This window comes from Serratia ficaria (genome assembly GCF_900187015.1).
Classification (GTDB): domain Bacteria; phylum Pseudomonadota; class Gammaproteobacteria; order Enterobacterales; family Enterobacteriaceae; genus Serratia; species Serratia ficaria.
This window is the reverse complement of sequence record NZ_LT906479.1, coordinates 1,647,697-1,664,768: the sequence shown is the minus strand read 5'-3', so window position 1 is coordinate 1,664,768 and position 17,072 is coordinate 1,647,697. Positions and strand designations below refer to the sequence as shown.

15 protein-coding genes are annotated in these 17,072 nt (G+C 57.7%); 9 read left to right on the top strand and 6 right to left on the bottom strand.

What is annotated here, in order from left to right:
* From gsiC to CKW09_RS07950, 5 genes are all read right to left on the bottom strand, one after another.
* The gene (gene gsiC, locus CKW09_RS07970; protein ID WP_061798419.1) at positions 1 to 921 is read right to left on the bottom strand and encodes a glutathione ABC transporter permease GsiC; all 921 of its coding nucleotides are present in this window, start codon (positions 919 to 921) and stop codon (positions 1 to 3) included.
* A 59-nt stretch (positions 922 to 980) separates the two neighbouring features.
* Entirely contained in the window at positions 981 to 2,516 is a 1,536-nt protein-coding gene (gene gsiB / locus CKW09_RS07965; RefSeq protein ID WP_095096591.1) for a glutathione ABC transporter substrate-binding protein GsiB, read from the bottom strand.
* A gap of 23 nt (positions 2,517 to 2,539) precedes the next feature.
* Complete coding sequence (locus CKW09_RS07960; RefSeq protein ID WP_095096588.1) at positions 2,540 to 4,417, bottom strand: dipeptide ABC transporter ATP-binding protein; 1,878 nt, start codon at positions 4,415 to 4,417, stop codon at positions 2,540 to 2,542.
* Between the two features lie 19 nt (positions 4,418 to 4,436).
* Complete coding sequence (locus CKW09_RS07955) at positions 4,437 to 5,393, bottom strand: isoaspartyl peptidase/L-asparaginase family protein (protein WP_095096584.1); 957 nt, start codon at positions 5,391 to 5,393, stop codon at positions 4,437 to 4,439.
* Between the two features lie 358 nt (positions 5,394 to 5,751).
* Entirely contained in the window at positions 5,752 to 6,288 is a 537-nt protein-coding gene (locus CKW09_RS07950; protein WP_095096578.1) for a DUF924 family protein, read from the bottom strand.
* A gap of 92 nt (positions 6,289 to 6,380) precedes the next feature.
* Between CKW09_RS07950 and moeA the strand changes: the two genes are divergently transcribed.
* Both moeA and moeB read left to right on the top strand, forming a co-directional pair.
* Positions 6,381 to 7,619, top strand: a complete 1,239-nt coding sequence (moeA, locus tag CKW09_RS07945) for a molybdopterin molybdotransferase MoeA (protein ID WP_061798408.1) — start codon at positions 6,381 to 6,383, stop codon at positions 7,617 to 7,619.
* Between the two features lie 2 nt (positions 7,620 to 7,621).
* Positions 7,622 to 8,377: a molybdopterin-synthase adenylyltransferase MoeB gene (gene moeB / locus CKW09_RS07940; RefSeq protein ID WP_095096572.1), complete on the top strand. Its 756-nt coding sequence runs from the start codon at positions 7,622 to 7,624 to the stop codon at positions 8,375 to 8,377.
* Between the two features lie 251 nt (positions 8,378 to 8,628).
* Here the strand turns inward: moeB and CKW09_RS07935 are convergent, their stop codons facing one another.
* Positions 8,629 to 8,940 carry an NIPSNAP family protein gene (locus CKW09_RS07935; RefSeq protein ID WP_095096568.1) on the bottom strand — a complete coding sequence of 104 codons (312 nt, stop codon included), beginning with the start codon at positions 8,938 to 8,940 and terminating at the stop codon, positions 8,629 to 8,631.
* A 466-nt stretch (positions 8,941 to 9,406) separates the two neighbouring features.
* On the opposite strand from CKW09_RS07935, the gene CKW09_RS07930 reads away from it, so the two are divergent.
* Genes CKW09_RS07930 through CKW09_RS07900 form a run of 7 tightly spaced genes read left to right on the top strand, consistent with a single transcriptional unit; the run spans position 9,407 to position 16,970 of the window.
* The gene (locus tag CKW09_RS07930; RefSeq protein ID WP_095096560.1) at positions 9,407 to 10,648 is read left to right on the top strand and encodes a SidA/IucD/PvdA family monooxygenase; all 1,242 of its coding nucleotides are present in this window, start codon (positions 9,407 to 9,409) and stop codon (positions 10,646 to 10,648) included.
* 14 nt (positions 10,649 to 10,662) lie between these two features.
* Complete coding sequence (locus CKW09_RS07925; protein ID WP_095096553.1) at positions 10,663 to 11,049, top strand: cupin domain-containing protein; 387 nt, start codon at positions 10,663 to 10,665, stop codon at positions 11,047 to 11,049.
* Complete coding sequence (locus CKW09_RS07920) at positions 11,042 to 12,586, top strand: class I tRNA ligase family protein (protein ID WP_095096549.1); 1,545 nt, start codon at positions 11,042 to 11,044, stop codon at positions 12,584 to 12,586. Before CKW09_RS07925 ends, CKW09_RS07920 begins: the two co-directional genes overlap by 8 nt.
* Positions 12,576 to 13,631 carry an FAD-dependent oxidoreductase gene (locus CKW09_RS07915; protein WP_095096545.1) on the top strand — a complete coding sequence of 352 codons (1,056 nt, stop codon included), beginning with the start codon at positions 12,576 to 12,578 and terminating at the stop codon, positions 13,629 to 13,631. Before CKW09_RS07920 ends, CKW09_RS07915 begins: the two co-directional genes overlap by 11 nt.
* Positions 13,628 to 14,848 (top strand): MFS transporter, encoded by a 1,221-nt coding sequence (locus CKW09_RS07910; RefSeq protein ID WP_095096542.1) that lies wholly within the window; start codon positions 13,628 to 13,630, stop codon positions 14,846 to 14,848. Before CKW09_RS07915 ends, CKW09_RS07910 begins: the two co-directional genes overlap by 4 nt.
* Positions 14,845 to 16,086, top strand: a complete 1,242-nt coding sequence (locus CKW09_RS07905; RefSeq protein WP_095096540.1) for an ATP-grasp domain-containing protein — start codon at positions 14,845 to 14,847, stop codon at positions 16,084 to 16,086. Before CKW09_RS07910 ends, CKW09_RS07905 begins: the two co-directional genes overlap by 4 nt.
* Positions 16,083 to 16,970 carry an ABC transporter substrate-binding protein gene (locus CKW09_RS07900; RefSeq protein ID WP_095096536.1) on the top strand — a complete coding sequence of 296 codons (888 nt, stop codon included), beginning with the start codon at positions 16,083 to 16,085 and terminating at the stop codon, positions 16,968 to 16,970. The genes CKW09_RS07905 and CKW09_RS07900 overlap by 4 nt, the downstream gene beginning before the upstream one ends.
* Positions 16,971 to 17,072: the final 102 nt, after the last annotated feature.

Below are 17,072 nucleotides of genomic sequence, written 5' to 3'. Positions count from 1 at the left end.
TCATTTGTAGCGTATCGCCGGGTTAATCGCCGCATACAGCATATCCACCAGCAGGTTGATCAGAATGAACTCCAGCGAAAACAGCAGCACCTCGGCCTGGATCACCGGGTAGTCGCGCATCTCCACCGAATCGACCAGCAAGCGCCCCAACCCCGGCCAGTTGAACACCTTTTCCACCACGATCGAGCCGCCGAGCAGGAAGCCGAACTGCAGCCCCATCATGGTCGCCACCGGGATCATCGCGTTGCGCAGCCCGTGCTTCATCACCACCCGACTTTCCCGCACGCCCTTGGCGCGCGCGGTGCGCATGTAATCTTCCTGCAGCACCTCGACGAACGACGCGCGGGTAAAGCGCGCCATCACCGCCGCCACCGCCGCTCCCAGGGTGATGGAGGGCAGGATATAGTGCCGCCAGCCGTCGGCGCCGACCGTCGGCAGCCAGCCGAGGTTGACCGAAAACACCTGCATCAGCAGCATGCCGAGCGCGAAAGCCGGAAACGAAATCCCCGACACCGCCAGCGTCATGCCGAGTCGGTCCGGCCAGCGATTGCGCCAGACCGCCGAAACCACGCCGATCGCCAGGCCGAACGCCACCGCCCACAGCATGCTGGTGAGGGTCAGCCAGAAGGTCGGCATAAAACGCGAGGCGATCTCTTCGCTCACCGGGCGTTTGGACACCATCGAGGTGCCGAAATCCCCCTGCAGCGCATTGACGAAAAAGCGCGCGAACTGCTGCGGCAGCGGCCTGTCCAGCCCCAGATCCTTGCGCACCAGCTGCACCACCGACTCGTCGGCCTCCGGCCCCGCCGCCAGCCGCGCCGGATCGCCGGGCAGCATATGCACGAACAGGAACACCAGCACCGCCACAATCAGCAGCGTCGGGATCAGGCCCAGCAGCCGTTTCAGAAAATAGTTAAGCATCTCGGGACAGTCCCCTCGCTCCGCCCGCCCCTGAGCCGGGGCGAACGGAGATTGGCGCCTTATTTAAGGTCGGCATTATCGAAGTTGAACGAGGTGTCCGGCATCACGTAGAAACCGCTCAGCTGTTTGCTGTTGGCCGACAACAGGCGCTCGGTCGCCAGGAAGATCCAGGGCGCGTCGGCCCAGATGCGATCCTGCGCGTCTTTATACAGCGCCTGTTTCTCGGTGCGATCGGTGGTCGCCAGCGCATCGGTCAGATCCTTGTCGACCTGCGGATTGCTGTAGAACGCGGTGTTGAACTGCTTCGGCGGCGCGGCCTGGGTGGAGAACAGCGGCGACAGCGCCCAGTCGGCCTCGCCGGTCGATGCCGACCAGCCGGTATAGAACATGCGCACGCCGGTGTCTTTCACCCCGACGCTTTCCACCTGCGCGGCGCGCTGCCCGGCGTCCATCGCGGTCACCGTCACTTTCACCCCCACCTGCGCCAGCTGTTGCTGGGCGAACTGCAGCACTTTCTGCGCGGTGCTGTGATTATGCGAAGACCACAGGCTGGTGGTGAAACCGTTCGGGTAGCCCGCTTCTTTCAGCAGCGCGCGCGCCTTGGCCGGATCGTACGGCCAGGGCTGGTAGCGGGTGGCGAAGTCGATCGCCGGCGGCACCGGCCCTTCCGCCGGCACCGCGTAGCCGGAGAACGCCACCTTGATCAGCGCGTCCTTGTTGATGGCGTAGTTCAGCGCCTGGCGCACTTTCGGATTATCGAACGGCTTCTGGGTCACGTTCATGCTGATGTAGCGCTGCAGGATCGAGGGCGCCGCCACCACGTCGAGCTTGGCGTTGCCTTCCAGCACCTTGGCCTGCTCATAGGGGATCGGGAAGGCGAAGGTCGCCTCGCCGGTCTGCAGCATCGCCGCGCGGGTGTTGTTGTCGACCACCGGCCGCCAGGTGATGCTGTCGAGCTTCGGCAGCCCCTGCTTCCAGTAGCCGTCGAATTTTTTCACCTTGACGAAGTCGGTCTGATTCCAGGTAACGAACTGATACGGCCCGGTGCCGACCGGGTGGAAGCCGATCTCCTTGCCGTACTGCTTCAGCGCCGCCGGTGAAATGATCGCCGCCGCCGGGTGCGCCAGGTTGTTGATGAACGCCGAGAACGGCGCCTTCAGCACAATCTTCACCGTATTGGCGTCCACCACTTCGGTTTTGTCGATCATCTTGAACAGGTTGTAGCGCTTCAGGTGGCTGTCCGGATTGCTGGCGCGATCCAGATTGGCCTTCACCGCTTCGGCGTCGAACGCGGTGCCGTCGTGGAATTTGACGCCCGGATGCAGCTTGAGGGTGTAGGTCAGGCCGTCCTTGCTGACCTCGTAGCTGTCCGCCAGCACGTTCACCAGCTTCATGTCCTTGTCGAAACCGAACAGCCCCTGGTAGAACGACTTGGCGACCGCCTGCGACAGGGTGTCGTTGGCGTCGTAGGGATCGAGCGTGGTGAAGTTGGAAGCCACGGCGATCACCGCGTCCTTCGCCGCCCAGGCCGGGCCGGCTCCCGCCGCCAGCAGCACGGCCGCCACTAACGCATTACGTTGGAATCTGTGCTTCATGTCGCTTGTCTCTCCTGAGGTGTTTAAAAGGCGCCGGCAATCGGATGGCGGGCGACAAAGTGCCCGGGGCCAACCTGCACGAGCGGTGCGGTAACGGGTTCATCGCCCAGCGCGCGGATCGGGCTGGGGATGTCATCCATCAGCAGCGGCTGACGTTGGTGCGCATGGGCGGGATCGGCGACCGGCACCGCCGCCATCAGCTTGCGGGTGTAGGCATGCTGCGGCTGGTCGAACACCGCCTGTCGCGGGCCGATCTCCACGATCTGCCCGAGGTACATCACCGCCACGCGATGGCAGACGCGCTCCACCACCGCCATGTCATGCGAGATAAACAGGAAGGCGATGCCGAACTCGCGCTGCAGGTCGAGCAGCAGGTTGACGATCTGCGCCTGGATCGACACGTCGAGCGCCGACACCGCCTCGTCGGCGATCACCACTTTCGGATTCAGCGCCAGCGCGCGCGCAATGCAGATGCGCTGGCGCTGGCCGCCGGAAAATTCGTGCGGATAACGCCGCGCATGCTCCGGCTGCAGCCCGACGCGCTCCAGCAGCCAGGCCACCCGGCGCTCGGCCGCTTTGCCGCGCGCCACGTCGTGCACCAGCAGCGGCTCCATGATGGAAAAGCCGACCGTCAGGCGCGGATCGAGCGAGGCATAAGGGTCCTGGAAGATAAACTGAATGTCGCGCCGCAGGTGCTGCAGCGCCGCGCCTTGCAGCCGGTTGATCTGGCGGCCGTCGAAGGTGATGGTGCCGCGCTGGCTGTCCACCAGCTTCAGCAGCGAACGGCCGGTGGTGGATTTGCCGCAGCCGGATTCGCCCACCAGCCCCAGGGTTTCGCCGGGGTAAAGATCGAAGCTGACGTTTTCCACCGCGTGCACCCGGCGGGTGACGCGGTTCAGAATGCCGCCGCGCAGGTCAAAACGGGTAACCAGGTTCTCCACCCGCAGGATCGGCGCGGCATCGGCCGGCACGGTATCCTGCGGCGCGCCGCTATCGCCGCCGCCCGGCAACGGGAACCTGGCGGGCAAGGGGGTATCCGCCATCGATCCCAGCTTCGGCACCGCCGCCAACAGCGCCTGGGTGTAGGGCTGCCGCGGCGCGGCGAACAGCGCCCGCACGGTGTTTTGTTCCACCGGCTCACCGCGATGCATCACCAGCACCCGATCGGCAATCTCCGCCACCACGCCCATGTCGTGGGTGATGAAGATCACCCCCATCCGCATTTCCTGCTGCAGCACGCGGATCAGCTGCAGGATCTGCGCCTGAATGGTGACGTCCAATGCGGTGGTCGGTTCGTCGGCGATCAACAACGCCGGTTTGCAAGACAGCGCCATGGCGATCATCACCCGCTGGCGCATGCCGCCCGACAGCTGGTGCGGGTAGCGGCCCAGCACCTCTTTGGCCTCCGGGATGCGCACCAGATCGAGCATGCGCAGGGCTTCTTGCCTGGCGCTGCGATGATCCATGCCCTGGTGCAACCGCAGCGATTCGGCGATCTGTTCACCGACCGGGAAGACCGGATTGAGCGAGGTCATCGGCTCCTGGAAAATCATCGCCATATCGGCGCCGCGCACCCGCCGCAGCTGGCTTTGCGGCGTTTGCGCCAGATCGAGCAGCTGGCCGTTGCGCCGGCGGAACGGCATGGCGCCGCTGACGATGCGCCCGCCGCCCTGCTCCACCAGGCGCATCAGCGCCAGCGAGGTGACGGATTTGCCGGATCCGGATTCGCCGACGATCGCCAGCGTTTCGCCGCGATCGACCTCAAAGGACAGGTTGCGCACCGCCTCGACGGTATCGCCCTGCTGCTGAAAATTGACGCTCAGATTGCGTACCGCCAGCACGCGCTGCGGCGGCAGCTGCAGCCCGCCGTCGAACACGGGCCGGGTTGAAGTTTCGGTCATGCAGCCTCCTGGCTAACGGTTAGCGATATATCCCTACGGAAGGCGCATCGCCGACATAACCAAACCCGCGGTACATCCCTTCGCTGTTGAACGGCAGCGCGATATTGCCGTCGCGATCGACGGCGATCATCCCGCCGCTGCCGCCCATCGCCGGCAGCTTTTCCATCACCACCCGATCGGTGGCCTGCTGCAGGCTGAGGCCGGCGTATTCGATCAGCGCGGAAACGTCGTAGGCCGCCACGCCGCGCATAAACACCTCGCCGGTACCGGTGCTGGACACCGCCACCGTGGCGTTATTGGCGTAACAGCCGGCGCCGATAATCGGCGTATCGCCCACCCGGCCGGCCTGTTTGTTGGTCATGCCGCCGGTGGAGGTGGCGGCGGCCAGGTTGCCCAGCGCGTCCAGCGCCACCGCGCCGACGGTGCCGAACTTGCGATCGGGATCCAGCGGATCGTCGGCCTGCGCCGCGCCGTCGTGATCGAGCAGCACCCGGCCGAGCTCCGCCTGTGCGCGATGCAGTTGATCGAACCGCGCCTGGGTAAAGAAGAAATCGGGGTCGACCATTTCCAGACCGTGAGAGGCGGCGAATTTCTCGGCGCCTTCGCCGGCGAACAGCACATGCTGGCTGTTTTCCAACACCGTCCGGGCGGCCAAAACCGGGTTGCGGATGCGGCTGACCCCGGCGACGGCGCCGGCGTCGCAGGTGCGGCCGTCCATGACGCAGGCGTCCAGCTCATGCGTGCCCTGATGGGTGAAGACCGAGCCTTTGCCGGCGTTGAACAGCGGGCACTCTTCCAACAGCCTGACCGCTTCGGTCACCGCGTCCAGCGCGCTGCCGCCTTCGGCCAGGATCGTCTGGCCGACGGCGACGATGCCGGACAGCGCCTGAATATATTCACGTTCCTTTTCAGCACTCAGCGCCGCGCGGGTAATCGCGCCCGCGCCGCCGTGAATGGCAATCACTGGTTTGCTCATTTGCCTGACACCCTGTGTTAAGCCCAACGTTGCAGAACGAATTCGCTGCGCGCGGTATATTATTATTCAGTCTTTTTTTGACTATATTTAGCCTGCAAGAGGAAGTAAAGCATAACGTCAGCGCCCTGATTTTAGCGTAGCGCGCTTAGAACGTTTCGCACATTGAAATAGCTTAATGGAATAAAAACAGAGGGTTATGCGGGATCTTCCGCCGCGGAAATAATTGCCGGTTTCTTTGTTAACAATACAATGCGGATGTGCGGCGATCTGCCGCCGAAATAAGCGATAGCTCTGTCGAAATAAGCCACCTGCGCTCGGCCTGCTGTTTTTATGCCGGCAAAGCGCAGATGATAAATAATCAGAACCCCGAACCCGGCTGCTGCAAAAACGTTTCCTCTTCCGGCGTGCACGCCCGGCCCAATATGGCATTGCGGTGCGGATAGCGGCCGAAACGATCGATAATCGCCTTATGGCGCAATTCAAATTCCAGCTGATCGCCGTTATTCAATTCCGTATACAGCTGCAGCGCCTGCCGGTGAATCAACGCCGACTCCGAATGCATGAAGGGCAAATAGAGGAAACCGCGCTGTTCGCGGCTGAGCCGTTCGCACTCGCCGCTGCGAATCGCCCCCTGCGCCAGGACCAGCGCCATGCCGTCGCAGGAAAAGGAACGCGGGGTACCGCGAAACAGATTGCGGCTGAACTGATCGAGCACGATCACCTCCGCCAGCCGCCCTTCGATGGTTTCCCGCCAGCCCGCCAACTCTCCCGCCGCGGCCGCCTGCCAGACGTGGCCAAAGCGGGTGTGCAGCAGGCGATCAAAATCGTCATCCTTTTTGAACCACATCACCGGTTCTATTTCACCGAACCAAAAATCCAGTATCTGAGCGTGCATCTCTGTCTCCTGTTTTACTTCAGCATAGCATCCTTCATAATAACGCGACTTTGCCGCGTTGTTTCGCGCATCCCGATTACGGAGTTCCTTTTATGGATCATTGCCATACTTCCGATCTTATCTCCCTGGAGCAGGCGCTGGAGAAAATGCTCGACCAGCTGGTACCTCTGCAGCAGACCGAAACCCTCGCCCTGACCGCCGCCGCCGGCCGCATTACCGCCGCGCCGGTGATTTCGCCCATCGACGTGCCGCCGTTCGCCAACTCGGCGATGGACGGATACGCGGTGCGCATTGCCGAACTGCATGACAACGCGCCGCTGCCGGTCGCCGGCAAGGCCTTCGCCGGCGCACCGTTCAACGGCGATTGGCCGGCCAACAGCTGCGTACGCATCATGACCGGCGCGCCTATTCCGGCCGGCGCCGACGCGGTGATCATGCAGGAACAGGCCGAAGTCAGCGACCAGGGCGTGCGCTTTAACGCCGTGGTGCATGCCGGGCAAAACATCCGGCTGGCGGGCGAAGACATCCGCCAGGGCGCGGGCGTGCTGCCGGCCGGCGTGAAGCTGGGCGCCGCGCAGCTGCCGCTGCTGGCTTCGCTCGGCGTCGCCGAGGTGCAGGTGATGCGCAAACTGAAAGTCGCCGTTTTCTCCACCGGCGACGAACTGCAACCGGTGGGCCAGCCGCTGCAGGCCGGCCAGATCTACGACACCAACCGTTTCGCGGTGCGCCTGATGCTGGAACAGCTGGGCTGCGAGGTGATCGACCTGGGCATTATCCGCGACAATCAAGCAGCGCTGCGCGCCGCCTTCGTGCAGGCGGACAGCCAGGCCGACCTGGTTGTCAGTAGCGGCGGCGTCTCGGTGGGCGAAGCCGACTACACCAAGCAGATGCTGGATGAGTTGGGTCAGGTCAGCTTCTGGAAGCTGGCTATCAAACCCGGCAAACCTTTCGCCTTCGGCAAATTGAAGAACGCCTGGTTCTGCGGCCTGCCGGGCAACCCGGTTTCCGCGGCGCTGACCTTCTATCAGCTGGTGCAGCCGCTGCTGGCCAAGCTGGCGGGGCACAGCGACTGGCGCCTGCCGCCGCGCCTGCGCGCCCGCGCGCTGACCCCGCTGAAGAAGGCGCCGGGCCGCCTCGATTTCCAGCGCGGCGTATTCGGCAGCAACGCCGACGGCGAACTGGAGGTCAGCACCACCGGCCACCAGGGCTCGCACGTGTTCAGTTCCTACAGCCAGGGTAACTGCTTTATCGTGCTGGAACGCGAGCGCGGCTCGGTGGCCGCCGGTGAAACGGTCGAGATCGAGCCATTCAACGCCCTGCTGAGGAGCTGAGCATGCTGCCGGAATTAACCGATGCCGAAGCGCTGCGCTACAACCGCCAGATAATCCTGCGCGGTTTCGATTTCGACGGCCAGGAAAAGCTGAAGGCGGCGCGGGTGTTGATCGTCGGTCTCGGCGGGCTCGGCTGCGCGGCGGCGCCCTATCTGGCTGCGGCGGGCGTGGGCCATCTGACGCTGGTTGATTTCGACACCGTCTCGCTCTCCAACCTGCAGCGCCAAATCCTGCACCGCGATGAGCGCATCGGCATGAGCAAGGTTGAATCGGCGCGGCGGGAGCTGAGCGCCATCAATCCGCATATCCGCATCGACGCCGTCGACGGCCAGCTGGACGACGAGCGGATGGCGGCGCAGATCGCCGCCTGCGATGCGGTGCTGGACTGCACCGACAACGTGGCGGCGCGCGACCTGCTTAACCGCCTGTGCCACGCGCAGCGCAAACCGCTGGTTTCCGGCGCGGCGATCCGCATGGAAGGCCAGCTCAGCGTGTTCACCTACCAAGCGGGCGAGCCTTGCTATCGCTGCCTGAGCCGGCTGTTCGGCGAAAACGCCCTCACCTGCGTCGAGGCCGGGGTGATGGCGCCGCTGGTCGGCACCATCGGCAGCCTGCAGGCGATGGAAACCATCAAGCTATTGGCGAACTACGGCCAAACGCTCACCGGCAAGTTGCTGATGTTCGACGCCATGACCCTGCAATTCCGCGAGATGAAGCTGCCGAAAAACCCGCAGTGCGAAGTGTGCGGCGGGGATTGACTGACCAGTCCGGCTCTCTTTGATGATCTGGGCTTGAAATGTCTGATTGGCATCTTCTACGCGATCTTTAAATTGGGAATGGCTGGCGAAGTGTATTTTCCCGGTGCTTATGGATACATAAAACGCCCTTGGCAGAGGTTGAGAATGCCAGGCTTTACTGCAAATCTGAACGTGGCAACAACGTATAAGAGGTAGCGGTCAAATCGCTGGAATAAAAAACAACCACCTCCTTCATTAATTCAGGGAGATCATCAGGTTAACGAATCCCCCAGTATCACTACGCGGTGACTTTCGCTAATCATATTGATGATTGCACCACGAGGACCTTCACGCCAGCAAGCATCAGCATAAAATTGAGCAAGCTGGCTTTCCATTTCTGACGAATTTAGAAATGATCGCACCAGATAATAACTATCGGGATCGTGGAGCGAGTTGCCAAAACGTAATATGTTCACTCCGCTTTTCTGGTGCAGAGGAACGCTCTGATTTTTCATAATATCGTGAAATGCAGCCCCCGAGCCGGGTTTTAAGGTGTATTGGAGCACTTCGATTACTCTACTCATGCGATTCTATCCTTACTGTCTGTGCTATCATCACCAGCAAAATACTACAAATTACGATCACTGATATGACGTGTTTTCTCCTGCTTGCGTAACACTATACCGCAGAGCATCCCCTCCCCAGCAGATTATTTCATTTCCTAAGTGAATATATACCATATTGCTCATAATAATAAAGAATACCAATTTTATTTTTTTGGTTAAATATTTCTTTCAAAGCTGTTGATGCATACCGATTACTCGGTCAAAAAAGAATATCCCGAATGTTAATCCAAACATGCCATTTGTAGCTTGATGTGTATTGTTAGTTGAATTTTACAATGTTAATTTCTGCTTGGCAGTATAAGAAATAGGAATTGAAAAGTAATATATTAGCTACCTAAGTAATCCACAAGGGAAATAATATAGTATTCATCAGCAATGAGTAATTCTGAACTTGCTATAAACAAAATGGATTTAGGAACATTTCATGCAACACACCGACCTTTTAATGATTGGCTGCGGCCCGTCCAATCTCGCTGTGAGTGTCGCCCTTGAAGAATGCGCAGAAACTCACAATATCACCTCTTCTTTCATTCTGGAAAAAGACTCCTCTGTTTGTTGGCATCGTGGGATGTTATTTCCCGAAGCGCAATCTCAGGTTTCCTTTCTGAAAGATCTGGTCACGCAGCGCGATCCGACCAGCCGGTTCAGCTTTCTCAATTTCCTGCACAAAACGAAACGCCTGGATAGCTTTGTCAATCTGCAGACGTTTAATCCCTACCGTAAAGAAATCTCAGATTATTTGCAGTGGGTAGCAGACAGTCTGGAGAAAACGCAGGTTGTCTACAACAAAGTGACGGCGGTGAGGCCTGAGCTTACGCCGGAAGGGAAAATTACCGGCTGGCAGATCCTCGTTGAAAACGGCGACAGTTACCGTGCAAATCGCCTTATTTTCGGGGCCGGTCGCGACCTCAATGTGCCGGCCGTTTTTGAGCATGTCTCGCCGGATAATGTGATCCACAGTACCAATTTCCTGACGGCCCTTGAACACATGAATAGTTCCAGAGTTAAAAGCATCGCGGTGATCGGCGGCGCGCAAAGCAGTGCTGAAATGTATCAATCCTGCATCGAACATTTCCCGACGGCCAATATCACCATGATCATGCGCTCCATCGGACTGGTGAATTATGAGGGAAGTCAATTCACCAACACCTTATTCCAGAATGACTATATCAACACGTATTTCAATTGCGACAATGCGACCCGCGAAAAGACCCTGGCGGCCATGCATACCACCAATTATTCCGGTGTGGCGCCATCGACCTTGTCAGGGCTCTACCGTTTCCATTATTTGCAGGATTTGCGCGGTGAAAACAGGGCGGCAATGCTGACGCAATGCGATCTTTTACAAGCGGTAGATAATGACGGAGGCGTGCTGATCACCTGGAAAGATAACAAGACAGGCCACACACACTCTGCACGTTTTGACGTGGTGTTGCTGGGCACCGGATATAAGAATAAAACACCGACACTATTCGAAAGTTTGTCAAATCAACTCGATATCGAACAGATCCGTGTCGACCGCAATTATCGTGCTGTCTTGCCATATGCCCCCGGAGTTTCTCTGCATCTGCAAGGGGTTAACGAAAACACGCATGGCATTGCGGATTCTTTGCTGAGCGTCCTGGCTTTTCGTTCAAAAGAAATTCTTGACGACATCACGGCATAATTTTAGGAAATGACATGCATTCCTTTAAACCACTTGATCGCACCAAAATGCGGTTCGAGAACAACCTACACGCCCAACGTCTGATGCCGTGGCCCGAGCTGAACGCGCCTTTTGAAAGCTCATGGTGCGTTATCGCGGCAGGCACAGCATCCACGCCGCATGAACATCACGAGTACGAGATATTCGTCGCCATTAAAGGTGAGGCCTTTATCGTGTGCGAAGGTGAAAAAACGCGCTTTAAAGCCGGCGATACCGTTCAATTCCCGCCGTTCACCCGGCATTGCGTGCTCAATGAAAGCCTTGAGCCGTTCGAAATGTACAGCATTTGGTGGGATGCGGAGATGTCCTCGCATTTTGCTCAACGTCACCAACAAAAAAATCAGGTGTCAGACCATGTCTAAAACTCTCGTTATTGCTCCGCCGCCCACACCCAATGGCGATCTGCACGTTGGCCACATGGCTGGGCCCTATTTAGCCGGCGATATTTACGCTCGCTACCTGCGTTTGACCGGCGAGAGCGTCAATTACGCGACCGGTACTGACGACAGTCAAACCTATGTTATCACCAGCGCCTACAAACTGGGCACGTCACCGGAAAATTTGTGCCGTCGGGCCGCCGCCGACATCAGACGCAGCCTGAATGACTGGGGAGTCGCGCTGGATGGCTATGCCCCGTTCGACGACGACTATAAAAAAATGGTGTACGCCTTTTTGTCTCCATTGCATGAGCAGGGTAAGTTCCGACTTAAAACCGTCAGACTTCCGTACTCGACACACCGCAATACGTTTATGGTGGAGTCGTTCGTGTCCGGTGAATGCCCGGCCTGTCTGGCGCAGTCCCGCGGTGGGTTGTGTGAAAATTGCGGGCACCCCAACAATTTTGACGGATTAAAAAACCCGGTGGCGACGCTGCCCCCCTACGAGTCACTGGAGTACAGAGAAACGGAGATCCTGGTGTTCCCGGTGGAAGAATATAGGGCTGAGCTGGAGCGTTATTACACTGCAAAAAAAGGCAGCTGGCGCCCGCACATTCTTCAACTGATGACGGAACTGTTCAGCCGCGAGATGATCGATTTCCCGATCACTTACCCCATCACCTGGGGACTGCCATCACATTTCCCTGGCACAGAGGGGCAAGTGATCAACGCCTGGGCAGAGGGAATGCCGGCATCGATGTATTGCAACGCCTGCGGCGAAAGCGACGCGACGCCGGCGGATGCGGCCTGGCGTGCAGAAACCGGCAATCGCCTGGCGTATTTCCTCGGCTTCGACAACGCCTATTTTTGGGGAGTCACGCATCTTGCCTTGCTGATGGCACATGAGGGTAAGTATTTGTTGCCTGATGTCATCGTGCCAAATGAGTTTTACGAACTGGAAAACGCCAAGTTTTCGACCAGTCGCGGCCATTTGATCTGGGCCCGCGATCTGGTCAAAACCCTGCCTCGCGACTATGCCCGTTTCTATCTTTGCCTGACCAGCCCGGAGCACAACCGGAGCAACTTCAGCCGGGATGCCCTCAGACAGATCCTCAATGAACGGCTGATTGCAGCATGGAATGCGCTTGCCCGTTCATACGACACGCAGCGCTGGGAATTGCGTCTGAATGACGATGAGGGCAATACCCCCCTGCTGGTCGACACCATGCATCAGCGTTTGGCCCTGACCTGCCGTCTCGAGACGTTCAGTCAAAGCCGGCTGGCCGACTGGTGCCTACACCATATTGGCCGCCTGCAAGAGCTGGTCGCGGAAGAAAGCGATATCAGCCTGAAGGCGATCAATCAACAGTTGCGAGTGCTCGTCGACGGACTGGGGCTGATCATGATTGATCTGCACTACGCTATCGTGAATGCCAACCCGCTGAACGGCAGAGAACAATGGGCCTTACCTGAACTGCCGCCGATCGCCACCTTCACCAACAGTGGGTCATATGCGTCCTAACATCGCCATCATCGGGGCCGGTATTACCGGCGTCATGACCGCGCTGGCTTGCGCCCGTAAGGGCGCAAGCGTTGAGCTGTATGATGCCGCGGCAATTCCGAACGTCGCCAATCTGTCGTGGGCGCATGGTCGCCTGTGGAAGCACGCTCACGAAAACAATGCCGCGTTGCAACCGTTGGCTGTGCACTCGCATGCTTTCTGGCGTCAATTCATCGGCACAGGCAAAGAGACGTTCGGTTGCCAGACACAATCCATCCGCGTGGTTGATGACGCCGACTGTCGTCGTTTGACGCAGCTTTATGACGCCTTGGCGATAGGTTACGACATCCAGGATCCAGTGTTGTCGGTACAGAGCAGCCTGCTACGCTTACCCACCACCAATCGACAGCTCTTCATCGGCCATGACGCCATTCTCCTCGATGCACAAAAGGTGTATGCGCATTTGTGTCAGGCGCTGGCAAACACCGAAAGGATCGTGCTGAAACCGCATACGCACGTGGAGCTCGACACCATTCGGGAGGGGCGACATTTTAGCGTTAACGGTGAGCGTAAAAATTACACGGCAGTGATTTGCACGGCGAGCCGTCCCATCCTCCGACACCTTGGCTGGCCTGGTGCCGCTCCGGCACCGCAATACCAGGTTCATCTTGACGTGCACCTCAATGATGCCCGGGCAGGCTTGTTAAAGCCAGTGCTGACGATGGGAGATGAGCATCGGTCATGGTGTGTGCCGTCGCCGGAGCGCAGGGTGCTGAAAGTGAGCGCCAGCCGATTTTCCTACTCGATGCCACCGGACAGCAACGGTCTGCAGACGTGTAAGCGGTATTTGCTTGACCGGTTGCGCATCAAATACGACCAGGTGGATGTTGTCGTGTCGCCCTACTTTAAATTGCCGACTGAAGAGCGGCAAGACACCGCTTACTGGAGCCGGCACGACATCACCGGATGTATCACCGTTGAAGCGTGCGATGCCTCTATTTTTAAGATCGCCCCGGCGCTATCCGAGCAGATCAGCCAGTATGTCATTCACGGAGTTAACGAATGAGTAATGAAACCATTTTGCTGAACGTCACAACCAGTCAGATCAGCAAAAGAAACGAAAACCTAATCCTTGCCGCATCGCTGGTTTCCACCCTAGGGAGTGGGATACTCACCATCGCCAACGCGCTGATCATTTCACAAAGTATGGGAACGGCGAAAGCCGTGGGCACACTGTTCATCTTGATCGCACTGCCGCAAGCCTTCTTCTCGGTGTTGTTCGGCAAGTTGTCTGATACCTACGACAGAAAGAAGATCTGCATCATCACCAACGTGGTCAACGCGGCCATAGTCATTGGAGTTTTGGCCGGCATCAATACATTCACCGATCCCTCGATAGTCATTTTTGTCTGTAGTTTTATGCTGTCCATGACTATGGCCATGTTCTTTCCGGCCAATAATGCCATCATCAAAGACTCGGTAGAATCAGGCAGAATGGCCGCATTCAATGCCAAACTCGAAATGGCGGTGCAAATCGGCGCCTTAACGTCTGTGGCGATCGGCGGAGTCCTCATCCAACTGATTGGTGTGGATTTCGTGTTTGTGCTGAACGCCATCACCTTCATTGCCAGTGCGGCGCTGTTCTTAATGCTGACACCGCGTAGGCAGGAATCTGATGACGCGCCCGAAGACGGCACCACCTCTGAGGCTGCGCCGGCAGCAACATTGCCCGCAGTGAGAAGACCCTGGCTGATGCTGCTGTATGGCGTCGGCAACATCATTGTGACGGTCAGCAATATGCTGCTGGTGCTGTTGGTCACCAAACACTTCGCCTCCGGCGCCGGCATCTTGGGTGTGGTTGACGCATTGGCCGGCGTAGGGGTGGCTATCGCCGCCGCCATGACACCGTTCCTGCAGAAGCGATTTTCCTTACTGACGATAGTCATGTTCGGCTACGTGGCGAATGCGGCATTTATCGCCCTGCAGCCGCAATTTACGCTGCCGTGGCTGATGGTCTTCTTCCCGCTTGGCGCGGTGTGTTTTGGCCTGGCACGTATCTCGTGCCGCACGTTGATGTTCAACACTATCCCTTCCCATTACACCGGCCGTTTCTTCGGCTTCAGCAACGCAATTGGACTGACGTCAGCCGTCGTACTGACCTACGCCATTGGCGAACTGGTCGATAGCACCGATGTGCTTGCCGGTTATGTGGCGCTGGCGCTGGCAGTAGTCTTCCTGGCGCTACTGGCATCAACCCTGGTCTTTAAAGGAAAAGCAAAATGAAATTATTGGCGATTGAAGTCGGACAATTTGGCGATTACTACAATTCGCGCTACCAACAGGTGGAGCAGTACGACATTGAACTGTATGTGCTGTCCGGGGTGGCCGACAGCGATCACTGGCATGCCGGGCGCTTCTTCATTTCCGACAGCATGGACATCAACGATTTGACCACGCTGGCCACTCAACTGCATCAGAATTTTCACTTTGACGGGGTGTTCACCTTCGCGGAAAACAGCGTGATCGCCGCGGCCATGATCGCCAGCGCACTACAGTTGCCGACCATCTCGGTCGATGCGGCGATAAAAAGCCGCAACAAGATCGCCATGCGCGAATCCCACCGCGCCAGTCAGGCACCTCATCCAGAATTTCGGCTGACACCGACGTTGCCTGAAGCGCTGGATGCGGCGGCTACACTCGGTTACCCGGTGATCCTCAAGCCCACACTGGGCTCGGCCAGCCAGTTTGTCTACCGCGTCGACACGCCTCAGCAAATGGCGGAGTTCTTCTCAAAAGCCCTGATCGGCATCACGGAAATGAGTCAGTTCAAAAATGAAGGGATCACGGATGTACTGGGCCCCAACACGCTGCTAGTCGAATCGTACCTGGATGGACGTGAATTTCTGATCGAGGCCTATTCCTGGGACGGCGTCACTGTGCTGGGATCCATCGTCGATCGTGTCACGCTGGAAGGGAACTCGTTTGATGATGATGTCCATCATACGCCGACCGATCTCGATAGCCTGGATCTGCAGCGCGTACACGAAGCGGTGCATGCCGGTGCCATGGCTCAGGGACTGACGCGTAGCGTGATGCACGCAGAGATCCGGTTCCATCAGGGAAAACCCTACATCGTTGAGATTGCCGCCCGACCCGGCGGCGGCGGCCTCGATTTTATGGCCCGGATCTCCGCCGGCTATTGCCCAATAAAAGCGGTCATTGATATGGCGATTGGCCAGAAACCGAACTATCTGCGTTATGCGCCAACCGGTAAGCACACGTTCGCGCTTTGCCTGATCTCCGCGCCTGGGCGCATCGACACCATCAGAGTCCCCGAACACATTACTCAGGATCCGAGCACCTTCATGCTGAAAATCATTTCGCAGCTCGGCAGCGTCATCAAACGGCCGCCGTTGGGGAACGACATTATCGGCTTCCTGGGCGTTAAGGGCGACAGCAAGCAGGAGACGGAAGAAAAAGCGCTGAGCTATAGTCAGCAAGTGATTGTGACGACACGATGAAAAAGCTCGGACTGGCGATTGCGTTAGGGAAAGATGCCAACAGCCATACGCGAACCTTTATTGAGGCTATCAATTATAGCCTCAAGCATTTCCCGGAATTCAAAAAAAACACGTTGAAAATCGTCAACGATGAAAAATCACCGGCAGGGGGAAAGCGCGCCGCTATTGAGTTAATTGAATGGGGCGCTAAAGTGGTTGTCGGACATTTTTCCAGTTTTGCCGCGTTGGCGGCATTACCGTTATACATCCGGCAATCAATTCCACTGATCCTACCGGCCTCGACAGCGCGTGAGCTTGGCAAATATAACAAGGTTAACAGAACCGAGGTGTTGAAATACCAGAAAGATGACGCCGCCTTGATGGCCTATTGCGTTGATGACAGCATTATTAATTGCCAGGGCGGAAACGTTTATGCGGTGGTACAGGATAACCCTTATGCCAATCACATGATAGAACATCTCCCTTTGCTGGCCGATGTTCGAGTTATCCGGGAACTGCCTGAGCAAGTCGAAAAAGAAGACTCGTTTATTCTCATTGGCTACAGCGATTTTGCATCAGCAATCATCAAGCGACTGTCACAGACACAGATATATCGAATCTTGCTGGTAGATGATTCAGATAGTGTTGAAGTGTACAATTCATGCCTTCTGCGGCCTCAACGCTTGTCACGTGTTCGTTCGGCATCGCATATTTCACGACATGGTATGATACGCCCATACTGGAATGAAACCTTGCTCGCGTTATCGCTGGCCTGCAGCATTGCACCGCAGCCTGAAGCAGCAAGTGGGGATGAATTAAGCTTCAGCACTTATCTTGGGTTACAGTATTTCGATAAGTCTAATTGCTATGGCGATTGCGTATTGGTCTCAGACGACCTGGATTAACCGAGAACTTGAGTGATCAGGCAACATCTGGGCAACTTATCGGGAAACGCGGAGGGGTCGTAAACATGATGCTATTGGGGTCGACCCAATGCTTTTGGCTTA